Annotated in this window: 27 protein-coding genes; 1 reads left to right on the forward strand and 26 read right to left on the reverse strand. The window is 59.6% G+C overall.

From position 1 onward, the window contains the following. Positions 1–52 precede the first annotated feature (52 nt). From ABZ154_RS09010 to uraD, 5 genes are all read right to left on the reverse strand, one after another. Positions 53–1,441, reverse strand: coding sequence for an 8-oxoguanine deaminase (locus tag ABZ154_RS09010; protein ID WP_356830481.1), 1,389 nt, complete (start codon positions 1,439–1,441; stop codon positions 53–55). Between the two features lie 45 nt (positions 1,442–1,486). Then, positions 1,487–2,887 carry a nucleobase:cation symporter-2 family protein gene (locus tag ABZ154_RS09015; protein WP_356830482.1) on the reverse strand — a complete coding sequence of 467 codons (1,401 nt, stop codon included), beginning with the start codon at positions 2,885–2,887 and terminating at the stop codon, positions 1,487–1,489. A 68-nt stretch (positions 2,888–2,955) separates the two neighbouring features. Next, positions 2,956–3,879: a factor-independent urate hydroxylase gene (gene pucL, locus ABZ154_RS09020; RefSeq protein ID WP_356830484.1), complete on the reverse strand. Its 924-nt coding sequence runs from the start codon at positions 3,877–3,879 to the stop codon at positions 2,956–2,958. A gap of 7 nt (positions 3,880–3,886) precedes the next feature. Beyond that, positions 3,887–4,276, reverse strand: coding sequence for a hydroxyisourate hydrolase (uraH, locus tag ABZ154_RS09025; protein WP_356830486.1), 390 nt, complete (start codon positions 4,274–4,276; stop codon positions 3,887–3,889). A gap of 20 nt (positions 4,277–4,296) precedes the next feature. Beyond that, on the reverse strand, positions 4,297–4,833 hold the full coding sequence (uraD, locus tag ABZ154_RS09030) for a 2-oxo-4-hydroxy-4-carboxy-5-ureidoimidazoline decarboxylase (RefSeq protein WP_356830488.1): 537 nt from the start codon (positions 4,831–4,833) through the stop codon (positions 4,297–4,299). A gap of 246 nt (positions 4,834–5,079) precedes the next feature. On the opposite strand from uraD, the gene ABZ154_RS09035 reads away from it, so the two are divergent. Beyond that, a complete protein-coding gene (locus ABZ154_RS09035; protein ID WP_356830490.1) occupies positions 5,080–6,696 on the forward strand; it encodes a recombinase family protein in 1,617 nt (538 codons plus the stop codon). A gap of 257 nt (positions 6,697–6,953) precedes the next feature. Here the strand turns inward: ABZ154_RS09035 and ABZ154_RS09040 are convergent, their stop codons facing one another. From ABZ154_RS09040 to ABZ154_RS09140, 21 genes are all read right to left on the reverse strand, one after another. Beyond that, positions 6,954–7,127, reverse strand: coding sequence for a hypothetical protein (locus ABZ154_RS09040; RefSeq protein WP_356830492.1), 174 nt, complete (start codon positions 7,125–7,127; stop codon positions 6,954–6,956). A 142-nt stretch (positions 7,128–7,269) separates the two neighbouring features. Beyond that, entirely contained in the window at positions 7,270–7,476 is a 207-nt protein-coding gene (locus ABZ154_RS09045; RefSeq protein ID WP_356830494.1) for a hypothetical protein, read from the reverse strand. Then, complete coding sequence (locus ABZ154_RS09050) at positions 7,476–7,685, reverse strand: hypothetical protein (RefSeq protein WP_356830496.1); 210 nt, start codon at positions 7,683–7,685, stop codon at positions 7,476–7,478. The genes ABZ154_RS09045 and ABZ154_RS09050 overlap by 1 nt, the downstream gene beginning before the upstream one ends. A 193-nt stretch (positions 7,686–7,878) precedes the next feature. Further along, positions 7,879–8,256 (reverse strand): hypothetical protein, encoded by a 378-nt coding sequence (locus tag ABZ154_RS09055; RefSeq protein WP_356830498.1) that lies wholly within the window; start codon positions 8,254–8,256, stop codon positions 7,879–7,881. After that, positions 8,243–8,515: a hypothetical protein gene (locus ABZ154_RS09060; RefSeq protein ID WP_356830500.1), complete on the reverse strand. Its 273-nt coding sequence runs from the start codon at positions 8,513–8,515 to the stop codon at positions 8,243–8,245. Before ABZ154_RS09060 ends, ABZ154_RS09055 begins: the two co-directional genes overlap by 14 nt. Beyond that, a complete protein-coding gene (locus ABZ154_RS09065) occupies positions 8,512–8,709 on the reverse strand; it encodes a hypothetical protein (RefSeq protein WP_356830502.1) in 198 nt (65 codons plus the stop codon). The genes ABZ154_RS09060 and ABZ154_RS09065 overlap by 4 nt, the downstream gene beginning before the upstream one ends. Further along, complete coding sequence (locus tag ABZ154_RS09070; RefSeq protein WP_356830504.1) at positions 8,709–9,074, reverse strand: DUF2493 domain-containing protein; 366 nt, start codon at positions 9,072–9,074, stop codon at positions 8,709–8,711. Before ABZ154_RS09070 ends, ABZ154_RS09065 begins: the two co-directional genes overlap by 1 nt. Further along, complete coding sequence (locus ABZ154_RS09075; RefSeq protein WP_356830506.1) at positions 9,074–9,241, reverse strand: hypothetical protein; 168 nt, start codon at positions 9,239–9,241, stop codon at positions 9,074–9,076. The genes ABZ154_RS09070 and ABZ154_RS09075 overlap by 1 nt, the downstream gene beginning before the upstream one ends. After that, entirely contained in the window at positions 9,241–9,705 is a 465-nt protein-coding gene (locus ABZ154_RS09080; protein WP_356830757.1) for a deaminase, read from the reverse strand. The genes ABZ154_RS09075 and ABZ154_RS09080 overlap by 1 nt, the downstream gene beginning before the upstream one ends. Continuing rightward, positions 9,623–9,850, reverse strand: a complete 228-nt coding sequence (locus ABZ154_RS09085; RefSeq protein WP_356830771.1) for a hypothetical protein — start codon at positions 9,848–9,850, stop codon at positions 9,623–9,625. Before ABZ154_RS09085 ends, ABZ154_RS09080 begins: the two co-directional genes overlap by 83 nt. Continuing rightward, positions 9,850–10,098 (reverse strand): hypothetical protein, encoded by a 249-nt coding sequence (locus tag ABZ154_RS09090; protein ID WP_356830508.1) that lies wholly within the window; start codon positions 10,096–10,098, stop codon positions 9,850–9,852. The genes ABZ154_RS09085 and ABZ154_RS09090 overlap by 1 nt, the downstream gene beginning before the upstream one ends. After that, complete coding sequence (locus ABZ154_RS09095; protein ID WP_356830510.1) at positions 10,098–12,101, reverse strand: DNA polymerase; 2,004 nt, start codon at positions 12,099–12,101, stop codon at positions 10,098–10,100. Before ABZ154_RS09095 ends, ABZ154_RS09090 begins: the two co-directional genes overlap by 1 nt. Before the next feature lie 27 nt (positions 12,102–12,128). Then, complete coding sequence (locus ABZ154_RS09100; protein WP_356830511.1) at positions 12,129–12,263, reverse strand: hypothetical protein; 135 nt, start codon at positions 12,261–12,263, stop codon at positions 12,129–12,131. 202 nt (positions 12,264–12,465) lie between these two features. Next, positions 12,466–12,831 carry an SsgA family sporulation/cell division regulator gene (locus ABZ154_RS09105; RefSeq protein ID WP_356830513.1) on the reverse strand — a complete coding sequence of 122 codons (366 nt, stop codon included), beginning with the start codon at positions 12,829–12,831 and terminating at the stop codon, positions 12,466–12,468. Next, entirely contained in the window at positions 12,828–13,040 is a 213-nt protein-coding gene (locus tag ABZ154_RS09110; protein ID WP_356830515.1) for a hypothetical protein, read from the reverse strand. Before ABZ154_RS09110 ends, ABZ154_RS09105 begins: the two co-directional genes overlap by 4 nt. Before the next feature lie 368 nt (positions 13,041–13,408). Next, positions 13,409–14,122: an FAD-dependent thymidylate synthase gene (gene thyX / locus ABZ154_RS09115; protein WP_356830516.1), complete on the reverse strand. Its 714-nt coding sequence runs from the start codon at positions 14,120–14,122 to the stop codon at positions 13,409–13,411. Continuing rightward, complete coding sequence (locus ABZ154_RS09120; protein WP_356830518.1) at positions 14,119–14,286, reverse strand: hypothetical protein; 168 nt, start codon at positions 14,284–14,286, stop codon at positions 14,119–14,121. The genes thyX and ABZ154_RS09120 overlap by 4 nt, the downstream gene beginning before the upstream one ends. Beyond that, positions 14,286–14,456, reverse strand: coding sequence for a hypothetical protein (locus ABZ154_RS09125; protein WP_356830520.1), 171 nt, complete (start codon positions 14,454–14,456; stop codon positions 14,286–14,288). The genes ABZ154_RS09120 and ABZ154_RS09125 overlap by 1 nt, the downstream gene beginning before the upstream one ends. Positions 14,457–15,200: 744 nt before the next feature. Beyond that, complete coding sequence (gene nrdJ / locus ABZ154_RS09130) at positions 15,201–17,261, reverse strand: ribonucleoside-triphosphate reductase, adenosylcobalamin-dependent (protein ID WP_356830521.1); 2,061 nt, start codon at positions 17,259–17,261, stop codon at positions 15,201–15,203. 189 nt (positions 17,262–17,450) lie between these two features. Next, the gene (locus ABZ154_RS09135; RefSeq protein WP_356830523.1) at positions 17,451–18,008 is read right to left on the reverse strand and encodes a hypothetical protein; all 558 of its coding nucleotides are present in this window, start codon (positions 18,006–18,008) and stop codon (positions 17,451–17,453) included. Further along, positions 18,005–18,169 (reverse strand): hypothetical protein, encoded by a 165-nt coding sequence (locus tag ABZ154_RS09140; RefSeq protein ID WP_356830525.1) that lies wholly within the window; start codon positions 18,167–18,169, stop codon positions 18,005–18,007. Before ABZ154_RS09140 ends, ABZ154_RS09135 begins: the two co-directional genes overlap by 4 nt. Positions 18,170–18,171: the final 2 nt, after the last annotated feature.

The raw sequence follows: 18,171 nt of genomic DNA on the forward strand, positions 1-18,171 counted from the left end.
GGCCGGTCTCGGGCCGTCCCCCTCGACCGGCCGGTCGGGGATACCGCAGGAGTCAGGCTCCGGCGGCGATCTGCGCGAGGCGGCGGGCCTCGTCGCGGGTGACGCGGGCGATGGCGTCCTCGTCCACCGTGGTGAGGTGGCTGCCCTCGACGACCGGCTTGCCGTCGACGAGGGAGAGGGTCACCGGGGCGGCCGCGCCGAAGACCAGCGCGGTCACCGGGTCGGCGATCGAGGAGTGGGCCAGGGTGTCCAGCTTCCACAGGACGAGGTCGGCGAGCTTGCCGGCCTCCAGGGAGCCGATCTGGTCGGCGCGGCCCAGTACCTGGGCTCCGCCGAAGGTCCCGAGGCGCAGGGCCTGACGGGCGTTGAGGGCGGCCTCGCGGTGGGCGCCGAGGCGGTTGATGAGCAGAGCGTTGCGCAGCTCGGTGTGGAGCTCGCCGGACTCGTTGGAGGCGGTGCCGTCCACGCCGAGGCCGACCGGGACACCGGCGGCGAGCATGTCGGGGACCCGGGCGATCCCCGCGGCGAGGCGGGCGTTGGAGGACGGGCAGTGGGCGACGCCGGTTCCCGTACGGGCGAAGGCGGCGATGTCGGAGTCGTTCATGTGGACGCAGTGCGCCATCCACACGTCGTCGCCGAGCCAGCCGGTCGACTCGAAGTAGTCGGTCGGGCCCATCCCGAACAGTTCCTTGCAGAACTGCTCCTCCTCGACGGTCTCGGACCCGTGGGTGTGCAGCCGTACGCCTCTGCGACGAGCCAACCCGGCTCCCTGGCGCATCAGTTCGGTGGAGACGGAGAACGGCGAGCAGGGGGCGACGGCGACCTGGGTCATGGAGTCGAAGGAGGCGTCGTGGTGGGCGTCGATGGTGGCCTCGGTGGCGGCGAGCGCGCCTTCGAGAGTCTCGACGGCGAAGTCCGGGGGCAGGCCGCCGTCCTTCTCGCTGCGGTCCATGGACCCGCGGGCGAGGGTGAAGCGTACGCCCATCTCGCGGGCGGCCCCGATGATGGCACCGGACAGGTCGCCGGAGCCCTTCGGGAAGACGTAGTGGTGGTCCATGGCGGTGGTGACGCCGCCGCGGGCCATCATGGCGAGGGAGCCCTGCGCGGCGGCGCGGGCCATCGGCTCGTCGATGCGCGCCCAGGTCGGGTAGAGGGCGACCAGCCAGTTGAAGAGGTTGTGGTCGGTGGCCAGGCCCCGGGTGATCCACTGGTAGAAGTGGTGGTGGGTGTTGACCAGGCCGGGTGTCGCGAGGTGTCCGGTGGCGTCGATGCGCCGGACGACGCCGGTGAGGCCCTCCGGTGCCTGGCCGGCGCCGACGGACTCGATGCGGTTGTCCGCCACGACGATGTACCCGGAGGCGTACTCCGTGTCGTGGGCGTCGACGGTGGCGATCGAACAGTTCTCGATGATGATGCGCTGAGGGTCTGCCGAAGCTGCCATGGTGCTTCCTTCTTCTCTCTGTGGCGATGCGGGCACGGCAGGACCCTAGGAGGATTTGAGTGCCACAGCGGGGCGGCTGTGGGTGCCGAGATGGTGGAAGAACAGGTTGAGCACGACCGCGACCAGTGCTCCCGCACTGATCCCGGAGCCGAGGACGGTCTGCGCCCAGGCCGGGAATCCGGCGTAGAAGGTGGGCGCGGCGAGCGGGATGATGCCCGCGCCGAGCGCCACCGCGACCAGGATGATGTTGGAGCTGTCGTCCAGTCCGGCCTCGGAGAGCGTACGGATGCCGCTGACCGCGATGGAGCCGAAGAGGACGATGCCGGCACCGCCGAGGACGGGCATCGGGACGAGCGAGACGACCGCCCCCAGCACCGGGAAGGCGCCGAGGATCAGCAGGGCGCCGCCCGCCGCCGCGACGACGTACCGGCTGCGTACCCGGGTCAGGGAGACGACGCCGACGTTCTGCGCGAAGGCGCTGGTCGGGAAGGAGCCGAAGACCGGGCCGAGGAGGGTGGCGATGCCGTCCGTACGCAGGCCGCGGGTGATCGTACGGCCGTCGGTTCGGCGGTCGCAGATCTCGCCGAGGGCCAGCATGCCGGCCGAGGACTCCGTCATCAGGACGAGCATGACGATGCAGAGGGAGAGGATCGCGGCGGGGTGGAACTCCGGCGCACCGAAGGCGAAGGGGGTCGGCAGGGCGGCGAGCGGTGCGGCCTTCAGCGCGGAGAAGTCGGCGAGTCCGAACGGGATCGCCGCCAGCGTGCCGACGAACATGCCCATGAGCAGCGCGACTTGCTTGAGGAAGCCACGGCCGAAGCGCTGGATGAGCAGGATGACGACGAGGGTGAAGGCGGCCAGTGCCAGATATCTCATGGCGCCGAAGTCGGCGGCGGTGGTGTCGCCGCCCTGGGCCCAGGCGACCGGCACGGGCATGAGGGTGACGCCGATGAGGGTGATGACCACCCCGGTGACCAGCGGCGGGAAGAAGCGCAGGAGCCGGCCGAAGAACGGCCCGACCGTCAGACAGAAGACCCCGGCGACGAGCACCGCCCCGTAGATCGCGGGAAGTTGGTGTCCGGGCGCGCTGGTCTCGGCAATGGCGAGCATGGGCGCGATACCGGCGGAGGAGGCCGCGTTGACGAACGGCAGCCGGTTCCCGGCGAACGTGCCGATGCCCACGGTCTGGAGGATGGTGGCGAGCCCGGCGATCAGGAGGCCGGCGGCGATGAGCCGGGTCATGCCGGCGGTGTCCAGGCCGACGGCCTGGCCGATGATCAGCGGAGGGGTGACGACGCCCGCGTACATGGCGGCGATGTGCTGGAGCGCGGCGGGAACGAGCCGGGCGGGAGGAAGCTTCTCGTCGACCGGGTGAACTGCCGTGCCGGTAAGGGTTTTCGGGGCTTTGCACGGGCTTTCGGCCGGCCCCGTTGCAGGCTGTGCCATGGGTGTTTCCTCCGGGATGACCGGCCCCCGCCCGACTGCGGGCGGACGGGGGCGCGTTCAGTGCCGCGTCAGAGGTTGGTCATGTCGACCGGGATCTTCGGCTCGACGCCGTCCCGGAGCACGGTGGCCTCGATCAGGCCGTAGGGCCGGTCCGCCGCGAAGTAGACCTCGTTGTCGTTCTTGAGGCCGAACGGTTCGAGGTCCACCAGGAAGTGGTGGTTGTTCGGCAGCGAGAAGCGGATCTCGTCGATCTCGCTGCGGCTGTTGATGATGCGCGAACCCATCTGGTAAAGGGTCTGCTGGAGAGAGAGCGAGTACGTCTCGGCGAAGGCGTGGAGCATGTGCTTGCGCGCCTGCTCGTAGGACTTCTCCCAGTTCGGCATGCGCTGCTCGTCGCTGGTCCAGTTGTACCGCCAGCGGGCGGAGACGTCGGTCGCCAGGATGCGGTCGTACGCCTCCTTCAGCGTCGTGTACTTGTCCTTGACGTAACCCCAGAACTCGGAGTTGGTCGAGTTCATCACCGTCAGGTCCTTGAGGCCCGAGATGACCTCCCATCCCTCACCGTCGTAGGTGATCTGGGAGACGCGGGTCTCCTGGCCCTTGCGGACGAAGGAGTGCCTGACCTCGTCGGCGCCGATGAACCTGGAGTTGCCGTCGGAGGTCGCGATGCGCTCCCAGCTGTACTCCTCGATCCGGATCCGGGCGCGGTGGATCGGCTCCTGCGAGGAGACGAAGTGCCGGGCGAGGTGGATGCCGAACTGCTCGGCGGACTCGATCCCGTGCTCCTTGGCGAACGCGTACACCGTGTTCTTGGTGGTGTCGGTCGGCAGGACGTTGGCGTTGGAGCCGGAGTAGTGCACATCGTCCATGTCGCCGGAGAGGGCGACCGAGACGTTCAGGTCCTTGATGTGGTGGGTGTCGCCGTCCCGCGTGATCTTCACGACGCGGTTCTCTGCTTTGCCGTACTGGTTCTGGCCGAGAATCGTGGGCATGTCGGTGCTAGCTCCCTCGGTAAACGGAGTAGCCGAACGGGTTGAGCAGCAGCGGTACGTGATAGTGCTCGCCCGGGACGACCGCGAACGCGATGGTCACCTCCGGGAAGAACGCGCCGCTGTCCCTTACGCGGGGGGCGTCCTGCTGCGCCTCGGCTTGCTTCTTGGAAAAATACGTCTCGGTATCGAATGCGAGACGCACGTGGGTCGTGCCTTCCGGCAGCGCCGGCAGGTCCTTGCAGCGCCCGTCCGCATCGGTCGCGGAGGCTCCGAGCGTCACGTACGGCGAGTCGCCGCCGCTGCGGGCGGCGAGCGAGACGGCGACGGACGCTGCGGGGCGGCCTGTGCTGGTGTCCAGGATGTGCGTGGACACCGATGCGGTCGTGTCGGTACTCAAGACCGTCACCCTCCTAGATCTCAAGAGTCCTGCACGGGAGCTTCCTCTGCGAGGGTCTCCCGTACGAGACGGGTCAGCCGGATGCGGTTGATCTTGCCCAGTTCGGTGCGCACGATCTCCTGCTCCTGCTCGGGCGAGTTCCCGATCCGGGACTTCACCGCGTCGCGCATCTGCTCACCGGTGGCGCCGGTGGCACAGATCAGGAAGACATGTCCGAACCGCTCCTGGTAGGCCAGGTTCAGTTCGAGCATCTCGGTCTTGAGCTCCTCGGAGGCGCCGGCCATCCCCCGCTGCTCGCGGGAGGAGGTCGGGTCACCGGGGATCGGACGCCCGATCGGCGGGTGGCCCGCCATCGCCTCGGCCAGGTCCTCCGCGGTGAGCTCGGCCATGGCGGCGTCGCTCGCGGAGAGCAGGGCTTCCTCGGTGGCGTACGGACGGCCGGCGAGGACGGTCTCTCCCCAGGCCGCACTGGCACAGACCTCGTGCAGTGCGGGGGTGGCCTCGCCGTCCGCCAGGGTGTTGAACCGGGTGAGGCCCGGTGTGGAGCTCGAAGTCACGGGAGCCTCCGTGGCTGTTTTTCGCTGTGCGTTGTTCGGGCTGCGGATAGCTAACGCCCTCCGCAACACGACGTCAACACTTTGTTGAAATTTCGCGAACGGAGAAAGCCGCCGTCCCGGCATGCGGACAGCGGCTTCCCTGGGGGTTCGGCGGGTTCGGCGGGTTCGGTCAACTACTCACCTTTGGCCGCATGTTCCCTGTTCAGGTAGTTGTACACACACAACTACAGCAACTACCCTATAGCCATGACCGCAACGTTTGAAGACCTCTGGCCGGCGGACCTGCTAGACGAGATGGGTTGGTCCCCCGCGGAACGAAGGGAGTTGGCAGACCTACAGGAACGGATGGTTGCCCTGCCCCTGACTGCTACAAGGGTCCTGCTGTCCATCCGCCTGTCCATCCTGACCGAAGAGACCACCTCCCCCATCAGGCAGGAGCTGGACCTTGTACGGATGGCTGTAGAGAGGGAGTCACGGGTCGTGGGCATCGCACGAGACCTTGGAGTCTCGGCTACCAAGGTCCCGCCCTGGAAGAGGCCACAGCTTGGGGAGTGGATCACCAACAGAGCCCCAGAGTTCGACGAGATCCTGTTCTGGAAGCTTGACCGCTTCGTCCGAAGGATCTCAGATCTCCACTTGATGATCGAGTGGTGCAAGGAGTACTCGAAGACCCTTGCTGCGAAGAATGACCCGATTGACCTGAGTACAGAGTTCGGTCAGTTCATGGTCACGATCATTGCGGGTATGGCCCGCATCGAGGCCGCCAACACAGGCGTCCGGATTGAGTCCCTGTGGAAGTTCGCTCGTACCGCGGAAAAGCGATGGGTCATCGGGAAGCCTGTCTACGGCTACAAGTCGGTAGACAAGGGGGATGGGACCAAGGAACTGGTCATTGACCAGGAGAAGGCTCGTGCCCTTCGATGGGTCTACTCCATGGTAATCCGTGGGGTCTCTCTCTATCGTGCCTGCCGACTATTGACCCGAGCGGGCATTCTCCCTCCCAACAAGGGTAAGTGGGGTTCGGGCAACCTCAAAGTCATCCTCATCAACCCTGCCCTCATGGGCTACAGGGTTTACCGCCCCAAAGGGCTGAAGCAGGGCCTGCCCTCCCTCATCGCGTACAACACAAATGGGGAACCCCTCAAGATCTCGGAAGGCATCTTCACCAAGGAGGAGTTCGACAACCTACAGAGGATCCTTGCTGCCAGGGCCAACAAGGAGGTTCGACAGCTCAACAACAGGACACCCTTCCTGGGAATCATGAAGTGTGGCGTCTGTGGAAGTAACTGGTACGACACACAGAAGGTGTGGACAAGAGCTAGTGGTGAAATTATGAGGGCTACCCGGTTGCGGTGCTCCTCCTACGTCTCAGGGGGATCCTGTGGGATCAAAGCGTTTGACAACCCCCAGGAGGTCTATGACCTCCTCAAGAATACTGTCCTGGAGGAGATCGGGGAGTACGAGGTCGTACACAGGAGGTACACCCGCGGAGACGAAAGCTTGGCTCACAAGATCAGGCTGGAGGAGCAGATCAGTCACTACATGTCCGAGCTGGAGCCGGGAGGCTCCTACCGGGATGGGGGGTTCATCGAGACCAAGGCCAAGGAGACATTGGCATCTCTTGGCCGGCAACTAGCTGCCATCGCTCCTGAGGCTGTAGAAGACCGGTGGACCTATGAATCTCAGGGAGTCACCTACCGGGAGCATTGGGAGAAGCATGGTCTAGCCAAGATGGAGGAGGACTTGACCCGAAGCGGGATCACCTTCGTCATCTTCGATGACCATGCAGACCTCAACGTTCCTGAGGACGTCAAACAACGCCTGGTTGTCCGGAAGGACTTCTTCGGGGGTAAGAGGGTCTGAGAGCGCAATGAACCCCCTCTCCCTTTCGGGAGAGGGGGCTTTCTCTTGCCTACTTCACACGCAACAGAGTCTTAGTTCCATCAGCATCAACGCGGTATACGAAGACCTTCACTCATCCACCTCACTCAGTGGTCCCCATACCAGTTCCAGTGTCTCCCTATCAGGAGAACGTCCGCAGTCGATAAGGCTGTCAGAGTTGTGCTCCCAGCCTCCCTCTCCGTCTTCCTCCCAGATATCCCCGTCACAGTCTCGAAGCCTCATCGGTCACCCTCAATCAGCCATAGGGACGTGAAGATGATGGCAAAGATGAGTACAACAATGCCTGAGATGGCGAGAGTCCCCAGGACTCCTACTGAGTCGATGGCCAGGGCAATCCAGCCGATAGGAAGCAGAGACAGCAGAGCAACACCAGCAACCTTACGAAGCTTCATCAGTAGCGCTCCTCTTCTGTTCGCTCGGTCCACACGGTCCAGTTCATGTACTCGCTGTCCACGTCGAAAAGGTTGACCTCAACAGCTTCAAGCACCTTTCCATCCTGAACAAGGAAGTCTCCTGACTCAGACACAAGTACCATCAGACCTCCTCCGTCCCGTCCTCGTAGGCCGGCCGAACCGCGGAACACGGCTCACCGAACTCACCCTCATCGACGAGACCAGAGCCCTTAAAGGACTCCAGAGTCTCCACACGCTTCTCAGCGTCTTCCTTCTTGGTGTAGGGGCCCCAGACGGTCCCCTTGGGATACTTGAAAGCCTCTACGGTCTGAACAACTCGGTAGTTCATCAGTCGATCAACTCCATCAGAACAATTTCCTGGGCAGGAACAGCGAAATCAGAAGGCTTGAATCCCTCAAAGAAGACCATTCCGTCAGACCTGCGGACATCTGAAACGGTCTGACTCCAGGAGTTGAGCCTTTCTGTGGAGAAAGGATTTCCAGAAGAGGTAGCCTTCCTAATCCTGTCCCCATACCTGTAGTGCACTCGAAGCTTCATCGGACCTCTTCCCAGCCAGTAGCAGTGACCTCAGTCAGAGGTCCGTACGCGTCGTTTACCTCGGTAAAACCCAGGGCGAGACCTACGGAATAGTCCTCGCCATCTTCATATCCAGGCTCAATGAGGCAGTAAAGAACGTGATCAGAGGTCCCCGTGACCCAAATAGAGTTGTCCTGGTCTCGATATGCAGCCATCAGCCCTCTCCTGCCGTTTCCCAGCACCGGAGGAAGTAGTCAACTTCCTCCGGGTAGTGGTCCAGTCCGTCTTCCTCACCGTTCTCAATACCCTTGTGGATGTCGTAGTCCAGCTCGGCCACGTACATCCGGAGAGCCGACTCCAGCCGGCTCGGGTCAAGCTCAATAGCCTTGCTCAAGGCTTCCTGAAGAGGCGTGATGAGAGTCAGACCCATCTTGACTGCCTTCTTTAGCTTTTCAATCTCCTTCAGACGGGCATCGTCCAACTCAATGAAGGTCTTGATGCCGTCTTCGAGGTCTACGATCTGCTCAGCAAGCTCCCGGGCACTTTGGTGGTAGTACTCCTCAACTCGCTCTTCTCGATCACTCACACTCATAACCCAGGCTCCTCAGTACTCGGATGACTCTGTTGCCGAATTCCACGTAGTCTTCAGATTCCTGTTCAGCCTCGGAGATCTCTTCAATAGCCTTCTCGAAGGGCTTGAGCTTCAGCATCATCCGAATAGCTGTCAGCTCACGTTCCTTGGACTTCTTGGCCTCAGCGATAGCGGAGTCAGCTTTCCTGGCGGCATCACTGTATTGCTTGTGCCAGTAGCTAGCCCGGTCCTCGTAGTACTCAAAGCTTCCGTATCTCACAGTTCCTCCAGGGTTGCTCCGAGGATGTACGTGTTGATGAAATCCCGGCACTCTTCTTCAGTCTGAAAGTAAGTATCGAATTGCCCTAGGCTCACACCCCCGGAGTCAAAAAGGTAGGGATACCAGGGGTACTTGGGGTCTGCATCGTCGTCCTTCTCCGCAATGCTGTTGCAGACAACCCATTTGCTTGCCATCACTCAATCACCTTCACAGGGATACCAGCCTTCTTGCACTCGTTGACACAGTTCCAGGTGCCCCGGGACTCCCCGAGAGGGAAGGCCAAGCAGAGGTCTGCGCCGGCCTGAGCCATCTCTCGGTTCCGGATAGGTCCAGCAGCCTTACCGTGTAGATCCCAGTTAGCCCTATGAGCTTTCCTGTCTACGGCGGACCAGCCGTATTGGTAGAGGTACCATTCTTCCGCGTGGCGGTCTGCTCCTGTGGGACAACCCCCATGCCGGATAAGAAGAGAACCGTGCTCGAAGAGAAGGCTCTCTAACTCCTTCCAAACCTTTTCCCAGTCCTGGTAATCCCGACTTCCAGTCACGATGACTGTGAACATCAACCATCCCTCCAACGCTTCAGGCTGCTCATCCGGTCAAGCTTGAGAGAGTGGTTCATCACAAATACGCAGTAATCAAACGAACCGAAGGCCAGTGGCTTGGTGTCGAGAGGAGCGTAAAGCAGCCACTCTTCCGCCCCCTTTTTGATTCGGTACTTTACGTACATCAGAACAGTCCTTCCGGAGTTATAACGCAGCGGATTCCAGCAGCCTTGATGAGCTTGGCACAGTCCTTGCAGGGCTCTCGTGTCACAAAGAGTGTTGCACCCTGGCAGTCCTCCCAGGACGCGTATAGGAGAGCGTTCGCCTCGGCGTGGACTTCAATACAGTCCTCATAGCCCGTCCCTGACGGGACTTCCGACGCACACCGCCGGCATTCACCAGCGAGGCAAGACGGGCCTCCCGGATAAGAACCGTTGTAGCCCGTGGACCGAATACGCCTGTCCTGGCCAACGAGTACGGCTCCAACCCGGCAACGGAGACAATCACCTCGCGCTGCCACTGCGTCAGCGATGCCCAGGAAATAGAGGTTCCAGTCAGGCCTTCCATCAGACACTGATCTCCTCCGAGTCGTAGACAGTCTCTTCCTTGACAACTCGGATTCGGTATCGCCCTCCGTGCTTGAGGACATCCCGCTCCCCAACCTTGTGAGCGTTTCTCGCCATGGTCTCCTGATCAGAAACTCTTCGGAGAAGACGGGCCTTCTCATGCCAGAAGGTCTCATTGCCAAGGTCTACGTACTGCTCAACAATCCACCACTCGAAGTCGTCGTTCATCAGAGCCCTTCATCGTCAATTACGAGAACAGTGATCAGTGCCATTTCGGAAGTCCAGAAGGTCTGGGCAATCTGAAGGGAAAACTTCCGAGGAAGGCCGGCCTTGCGGGACTGCCGATAGATGCCTGCTGCGTGGAGGGTAATCATCCGGGTAGTCTCAGCTCGGTCTGCGATCTGACCAAGTGTGCGTTCCGCGGACAGATCCGCGGTCAGTTCATCGAACTGTTCGTTGTACTTCTCGTCATCCATCAGTGCTTTGACCCTTCTTGATCAATGACACTCCCCCAGCTCTGCTCACCGATTTCTCCGTCAGCAGGGATGAGGAGTCCCTTGTACTTGAACTGCATAATCTGAGCTGCCTGCTTGGTCAGCTCCTCCGCTCGCTGCTTCGGAAAGCTGAACACGATTTCATCGTGGACTGGAAGCCTCATGTACGGAGTGAATCCAGCCTTGTCCAGCTCAATCAGGGCCCGAGCCGTGATGTCTCGGCAGGTGCCTTGGATACGGTAGTTCATGCCTGCGTAAGGGCGCTTCTCGTCCGTGAGGATGCGCCGGCCAGTGGCCGTGTAGATGAAGCCGTTCTTACGAGCCTCATCACTAAACTTGTTAGACAGCACCTTTGTAGCCGGATAGGTCTCCCAGAACGCCTTTACAGCAGCCTTGGCATCGTCTTCAGCGATGTCCCACTGAGTAGAGACAGCGTTCCACCCCCCGCCAAAGCAGACCGTGTAATTGGTGCCCTTACCTGCCTTCCTCTTGGGGTGGTGTCCTCCGTCCTCGGGGCTCCAACCCATCGGGCCGAACGCACCAAGGGCCGTGATGTCATGAAGATCCTCGGCCTCGTTGTACGCCTTCAACATTCGTCGGTCTCCCGACTCTGCTGCAAGGAACATCAGCTCCATGGACTTGTAGTCCACTGTGGCGGTGACGTGACCTTCCTCCGCCAAGAAGCAGTGCCGGACGTACCCAGTACCAGCCGGCAGAGTTTGAGCCGGGATAGCCCCGGTAATGGACATCCGGGATGTCCTGGCATGGAGAGAATTGATGCTTACATGCACACGACCATTCTTGTCCCGGTAGTTCAAAGCCTTCTCGAACCAGTTGGACCGCTTCTTGGAAGCGGACTTGTAGTCCAGGACTGCTTGGGCCAGAGGGTGTTCAATGGATGAGAGAATCGCTTCATCCATCCGGTACTGACCTTCTGGGTGTCTCTCTGTGGGAGCCGTCTTCTCCTTCAGCTTGACTCCGAAGCCCTGAAGGGCTTCCACCAACTGCTCATTGGACCCTGGAGACTCGACGCCATACCCCTGGATAATCTCCAGGAGACGGACCTCTTCAGCCTCCAACTCCTTGATACGGCCCCTGGTGTACTTCTCATCCACCAGGTACCCAGTCCGCTCCATCTGGTAGGTAACCCAGTTGAGCCGGTGTTCCCAGCCGATGAGGCCGTAGTGCAGTGACCTCCGCGGAATGAGAGGGAAGAGAATCTTCGTCAGTCGGAAGGCGAAGATCGGATCCATACCCGCATAGAGGAGGTAGCCCTCATGATCTAGAGGGACCTTCTTCCACACGTTGTCCTTGTTGACCTTGCCGTGAATAGGCTCCTTGAACTCCCGGACATAAGAAAACCCCCGAGCCTTCAAGTCCTCGGGGGTGATACTGGGTTCGTCCTCAAGAAGAACTCTGTGTAGCTGCTTGTCCTTGTCTTTGTACGAGTAGCCGGCCACCTTCTTCTGCCGGTTCATGTCCTGGGCTATCTCGGTCATGGACTTCTTGACCTTGGCACCTGTGTCAGCGTCGATGTAGTGAGGAACCAGCTCTTCGAGCTTGAGCCCAACTCCTCCCTCCTTGACTGCCCTCCCATCCACAAGATGGGCAAGGATCTTGGTGTCCCAGGTCTTCTGGACCAGAGGGAAGGGATCGACTCCAAGGTCTTCCTCAACCGTGTGGATGTCGAACCCGCGGTTCTGTGCTGACAGCCTCTTAGCTGTCTCCAGTGCCCACTTGGTGGCCTTCTTGAAGACCTCTCCCCGCTCTACGGGGAGAACCCAAGCTGTGTCCCAGTTACCGAACTGAGCTAGCCGGCAGTGAAAGCCGTTTCCAGGGTTCCACCAGTCCAACCCAGTCGTCTCGGTATCGAACCCCATGTGAGGGTTAGCAAGGACGAAGTCCCGGAAGCCAAGGAGGTCTTCTTCGGACTCCACCACGTGGATAGTGATTGGGCCCTTCACATCTGCTCTCAGGATCTTCATCCGGAAGACCTCCTCTGTTGAATTTGGCTACGCCTTGATGACACTCGCCACGGTTACTTCCATGACCCGGACCACACGCCAGACGCCAGAGCCCTTACGGGATTCCAGCTCCAGGCGCTCCAGCGCCCACTTCTCCTCGTAGAACTCCACTAGGACTGTCACGAGCCCTGACTTTCCGATCTTACGAAGCTCGTACTTCTCGGTGTAGTTCACTAGAATCCAATCTCGGTCAGAAGACCCTCAACGAGATTGTTTACCAGCCTGTCTCCCTCAGGCTCTTCGAGCGTCCGAAGGAACTCTCCGATCGGAGAATCCCAGATGCGCTCTTCAAAGCGCTTCCTGACGTAATCCGAAACTCCGACCATTACAGCGCCTCCAGGAAGTTTTCAAGCTCCTGTGCAACAAACTCTTCAGAGTCCTGGTCATCGATCTGATTCAGGAACTCCTGGATCTCCTTCGAAGGGAACTTCATCGTTGCAGACCCCCATTCGCCCTTCAGGTAAAGAAGGGCAGAATCACCATCAAGTTCAACCCCAAAGTCCCCTGAGCCAAACCTTGTTCCAGGCGGAGACGCAAACGCGTCCAGCAAGAGATCCAGGGAGAGATTCCAAGTGACTTCGTGCTCAGTGAACCGGACTACTACAGCCCAAGGATCCTTAGGGTCATGGCTCCAGAGGGAAGTTGAGGGCTCGATGACAGCACCGTCTGTTGCTGTACCTCGGATAATCACTTCGTCTCCTCCCACTTCTCCCAGCCGGTTCCCTCTTCAAGAAGGTGGAATTCCCACGGGAACTCATCATCTGCTTCATGCTCCTGGAGTGCTCCGAAACATCCATCCTCTCCAGCGATGGCAGAAACACGAAGAATCTCTCCGGAGTCAACATCAGCGTCGTTGTGATCCTGCTCAAGAATCCGGATCTTGTCTCCGACCTTCAGCACTTCTACTCCTTGATCGTTGGGCAGTTGATGCACTTCAGAACGAACTTGCCTGCTATCCAGGTTGAGATCCAGCAGTGGCCGGGGCAGTTCATGCGATGCAAAGGCCTATTGCGAGACCAAGACAGAGGAAAGCTAGATTGATTCCGACATGAATCAACTGGTGGTCTGAAATCACTTCTTGCTCCCATAGGGCTCTTCGTATTCCGTGCACGTGGTAATCACTGTCGTCCCAGGAACTGCCTTGCCATTGACGTAAGTCATGGTGCTGACAACTTGGGTGTCGTGGTCCAGGCACTTCCTGTCATCCCCACATCCGACAGCGAGGCTTCCGAGGAGAATGACTCCAACTGCAAGTGCTGGGACTCGTCTCACTTGGGCTCACTCCCATAGGGCTCATCCGGAATATCCTGAACGGAATTCGGTGCGATGTCTCGAAGGTGACTGAGGACCAGGCCGGCGAGACGACAGATCTCTACGTCAGCAGCTACATGCCAACGCTTCCCGAGCACATCTCGCCAGGCCCTCAGGTTTCCGGTAACCACCATGTCCACAGGGGCAGCATTCGGGAGAACAGCCCTGGCAGCCTCACGAGCCTGCTTTCGAGTAAGCCCCTCCTCCAGGAGGACGTTTACGAGGGCTTCATATGCCTCAATGGCTTGGGTATACGTCATTCCAATTGTGAGTTCATAGCCCTCAAGCGCAGGAGGAATGACCGGCTCAGTCTTCGAGTAGTCCACGTACCGCTGAGAGACCACCGAGAAGGAGAGGTGGCGGTGTCGAGTCAGCTCAGCCAGAAGAGAGCGAGAGACACCGCGGACAAGGAACGTCACCGAGGAATGCTCTAGGACACTGAAGTGCCCCTGATCGATGATGTTCTTCAGATAGTCCTCGTTCCGAGCCGTATCGGGGTTAGGCCGGTTGAAGGACTTGTAGCAGAGTCGGCCGGCTGCCTCTGCAAGAGCATCTGCATCACCAGGCCAGTTCTCCCAGTGCACTTCCCCTTCGTTATAGGGGCTGTAGTCATAGGCAGACTCCAGCGTTCCCGGGTAGAGATAAGTTGCAGCCAGAACGTCAACGTTCACAGATTTACCGCCTTCTCAATCAGCTCTTCAGCGATCCACTCATAGTCAGCGGTTGTAAGGAAGTTGGCCTTGTTGTTCCACATCTCAGCTACGATCCAGCTTTTGAGATGATCGATGTCCATCTCCCTGAAAAGATCCTTCTGTTGCTCAGTCAGCAGCAGCATCAGAAATACAGCTCCGCAAGCTTGTCGGTGTAGGTCTGAAGCAGGTACTCCGAGACCTCCGGAGAGAAGACGGGCTTGTTCTTCATCTCCACCAGAATGGAAGTGCGCAAATCCTTCAGATCCATCTTGTCAATCCCTGGCTTCAGAACGTCGAGCTGTGTGATCCCCATTGAGACTCCAGTCAGTCAGGGGGCCGGCCGTGTTACCGGCCCCCATATCTCATATCAACCATTCAGGCAAAAAAAGAGATCAGGCGAAAGAGCCGTCCTTCTGACGCCATAGCGGCGGGCACTGCGCCTGCTTGTTTCGCTCGTTGCAGAACTTCGCAGCCCAGGGACCCTTGGCGTTAGTGCCGTCTCGATGGGTTCGGCCGTGAGTACAAGAGTCCCCGCCCCCACCAAACGGTGCCTGAGGAGCCTGCTGGTTCCACTGGACCTGACCATCCTGGAAGGAAGGCTGGGCAGCAGCCGGCGGAGCCTGCGTTGGAGTACCGGTAGGACGCTGATCCCGGAAGTACTTGGCAGCCTGAGAGGTAAACTCAATGAGCCCCTGAGCCTTCATTGCAAGGAGGAGATCCTTGCCTCGCTGAGCAGTCTCCTCTGCCGTAGAACCATAGACAGCGGGAGTCAGCCACTCGGAATCATGGCCAGTCGCAGACTTAAGGGTGAAGCCAATCTTGAAGGGGTTGGGAGAAGTAGCAACAGCGTTAGGCTGGTTGGTCACAGGCACCTCCGGTGCGGTCGGCTCAGGTTGGGCAATATCCCAGGGAGATCGCTCTCCCCACGGGGAGTTAGGGTCAAAGTCATTCATAAAGTCCTCCTAGAAGGAGGAGGGCCGTGAAGCCCTCCCCCTGCTTCCTAGTATCAGTGTGTCAGCTTCCGTATCTCATGTCAACCATGAAGGCAGCAAGAGAGTCACACGGGGCAGGCGCCTGAGGCGCAGACCTCATCGAACCCTGTGTCGGTCACCTCGATGCCCACCTCCGCGGCCCGAGCCGCGTACTCCTCCTTGGAGATGCGCTCGTAGGGACTCTGAGCCATGGACATCTCGGGGAAACAAGTCACTCCCTTGAGGTCAGGCAGGTCCTCGGCCAGGAGGCTGGCAAGCTCCTCCGCGGTGTACTTCCCTGCTTCCACGTTGGCCGTGTAGCTCACGGCCTGGTCAGCCCAGTACTCCTGGTACATCTTCTGGACGTTGAGCATGTCTCGGATCGTCAGATCCCCTGCATGCTGGAAGTACTCGGGATACTCCAGCTCATCAAGAAGGCTGTCCTTCGTAGGGATCTCCACCACAGAGGTGTTCGCTGCGGACTGGCAGGGCTCCACTCGATAGCCCTGCCGGCGGTACTCCTCCACCTGAGCAATCTCAGACGGCTCCAGATCAGAGAAGCGGATGCGACGGATGAAGTAGTCAGCGAAGGGGGCATGAACTGCCTCTCCACTGACCCCAGCCAACTTGGACGTCGTCCCAGTAGGGGCAATCACCCTCTTCTTGATCGGGACAGGGATGCGAAGCTGATTGGCATACTCGGCCGCTGCCTCGTCTACGGCGTCAGCCCAGTCAATGAGCATGGACCCTACGTAGCCGTTTGTAGAAGCATCCGTGTACTTGATTGCCTGCTTGTAGAGCCAGTCAGCAAACCCGAGGTGCCCAACACCGATACGACGGTAACGGTAGATGGCATCAGCCGACTTACCGTCAGCCACCTCAGCAAAGGTGGCTCGAATCAGGTATCGGGTGATCAGGCGATGGGCCTCCTCCAAACCTTCATAGTCTGCTGTTCCCTCTGAGTCAACGAAGGCACCAAGGTTGACCGAGCCAAGGTTGCAGGGCTCCCAGGGAGTCAGTGTTGCCTCACCACAGGGGTTCGTGGTGAAGGTCCCATCCACCTCCCCCTCCGCGGTCAGCGCGGAGTTCCAGACTCCAGGCTCTCCGTTCCGGAGCATCCCTTCAGCGATTGCCTGGAGGACTTCAGCAGCACGAGTGCTGTACTCGTATGCCTCATCTCCCATGTCCTTCGCATCCTGGAGAAAGTCAAAGAACTCCTGGTTCACCTCAACAGAGATGTTGGTGGTCCAATGACCACCATTCTTCTTGATATTGATGAACTCGAAGATCAGAGGATCATCCCAACGCATGATGGACATGCGAGCGGAACGACGAACACCGCCGGCCACGATCGCCTTAGCGATGGCGTGGTCAATATCCATAGCCGCAAGGCCACTAATGGAGGCCATGACATCATGCTCATTACCCCCATAGAAGACAAGGGTGAGAACAGCTCCAACCTCCTGCATCATCTCTGCGAAGGGCTCAGGCCCCGAAGCAGTTCCCCCAAAGGTCTTCAGAGGAGAGCCCTTACAGCGAACCCGGCTCACGTCGTAGACCCTCTGGGTATGACGAGTCTTCGGGTCATGAGCCGTACGAATCAGGTCACCAAGAGCCGCGGCCCAACCCTCTCGGCTGTCCTCTACCGGGTAGGCCCCGGCCCAAGTGTGGCTGTACTCCGTGGAGATGAGGCAGTTATCCACCATCTCTTCGTAGTCCGGATGAGCAGGATCACAGACGATGTGGACGTTCACAGGTACCTGGACAGGAGGGAAGTCCTCCAGGTACCGAGAGCTGTAGTTGGTACCCACCCCACCCCCCTCCGCAAGGCGGAGGAGAGTGAAGGTGAAGTGCTCTTCTGGCTTCGAGCTGTCCCAGCCGGCAGCCCAACAGTTGTTCAGGGCAAAGTCGTTGACCCCAGAGGACTTCAGATGCCGACCAGCAGGCAGGATCTTGAAGGACTCAATCATCTCGATCAGGGCCTCTCGCTCGCCCTCCTCGATGTACCGCGGGTCAACCAGACCCAGGTTCCCCTTCACCACACGCTCCACAGTCTCAGCCCAAACTTCAGATGTGCCATCTGCTTTAGTCCTAGAATACGTCCTTTCAAAGACAACCTTCGAAGTCTCGTTCTTAAAGTCTGTCATGCATTCTCCTCAATGTCTTCAACCTTCACAGTGCCGGGCACATACTGTGAGTCAAATGACCCCCCAGCGTCTCCGTGCTCCAGGGCCCAATACAGAACCTGCCCGGGATCTGACTCGTACTCGGACGAGAAATCGATCTCGTCAATCTCGATAACCAGTGTGGTTGTGATCCTCTTAAAAGCCACAGCTCTACCGTCCAGTCCGGATGTTGCGGTTCATGATCTGGGTAAGGGAATCAACGGCCCTGTAAGCCGCCCTGTGCTCGGTGTCGTCCTTCGGGGGAAGCCCGTAGATGAAAACCCTCTGTACGGCCTCCTGATAGCCCTGGGAGAGCTTAGGAATAGCCTTGGAGGCATCAGTCCTAGCAGTCACGATGTTGTCTGAGATCCGAGCACGGGTCAGGTCATCCTTCTTCCCGATGACCTGGCCAATCTCCTCGTCCGAGTAGATGAAGGACCGGAGAGCAGTCCGGACCTCCTCCGGAGTGTAGAAGTACTGGTCGTCCAACAGGTCGTAGTGGTTCCGCTCCTTCGAGGCATACCGCTTGCCGGCCACCATGCAGACCCGGTACATGAAGTTCTCATCGTGAACATGAGGAGCAATACTCTTCCGCTCCCGAAGCAGGTGTTCAAGGATCTCCTGCTTCACATCATCAACCTCTACGACGGACCAGTGCTCAGCGAGACGCACAGCCACATTGCCCGCAATCTCGATCAACGGTTCCCAGTCGAATTGCTCTTCAGTCACTGAACATCACTCCACTCCGTGTAGGCAACCTGAATCTGAACTTCCTTGTTCCAGGACTCCTTGGCGTACTTGGTTCGCTGACCTCGGGCAGCCCCAATGTCGTTGAAGGGCCCGTAGAAGAATGTGTCCTCTTCCTCGTTTGTCACCTTGAGCCTGTACACGT

Origin of the sequence: Streptomyces sp. NPDC006261, from assembly GCF_040613515.1 — a bacterium.
In the GTDB taxonomy this organism is placed as follows: Bacteria; Actinomycetota; Actinomycetes; order Streptomycetales; family Streptomycetaceae; genus Streptomyces.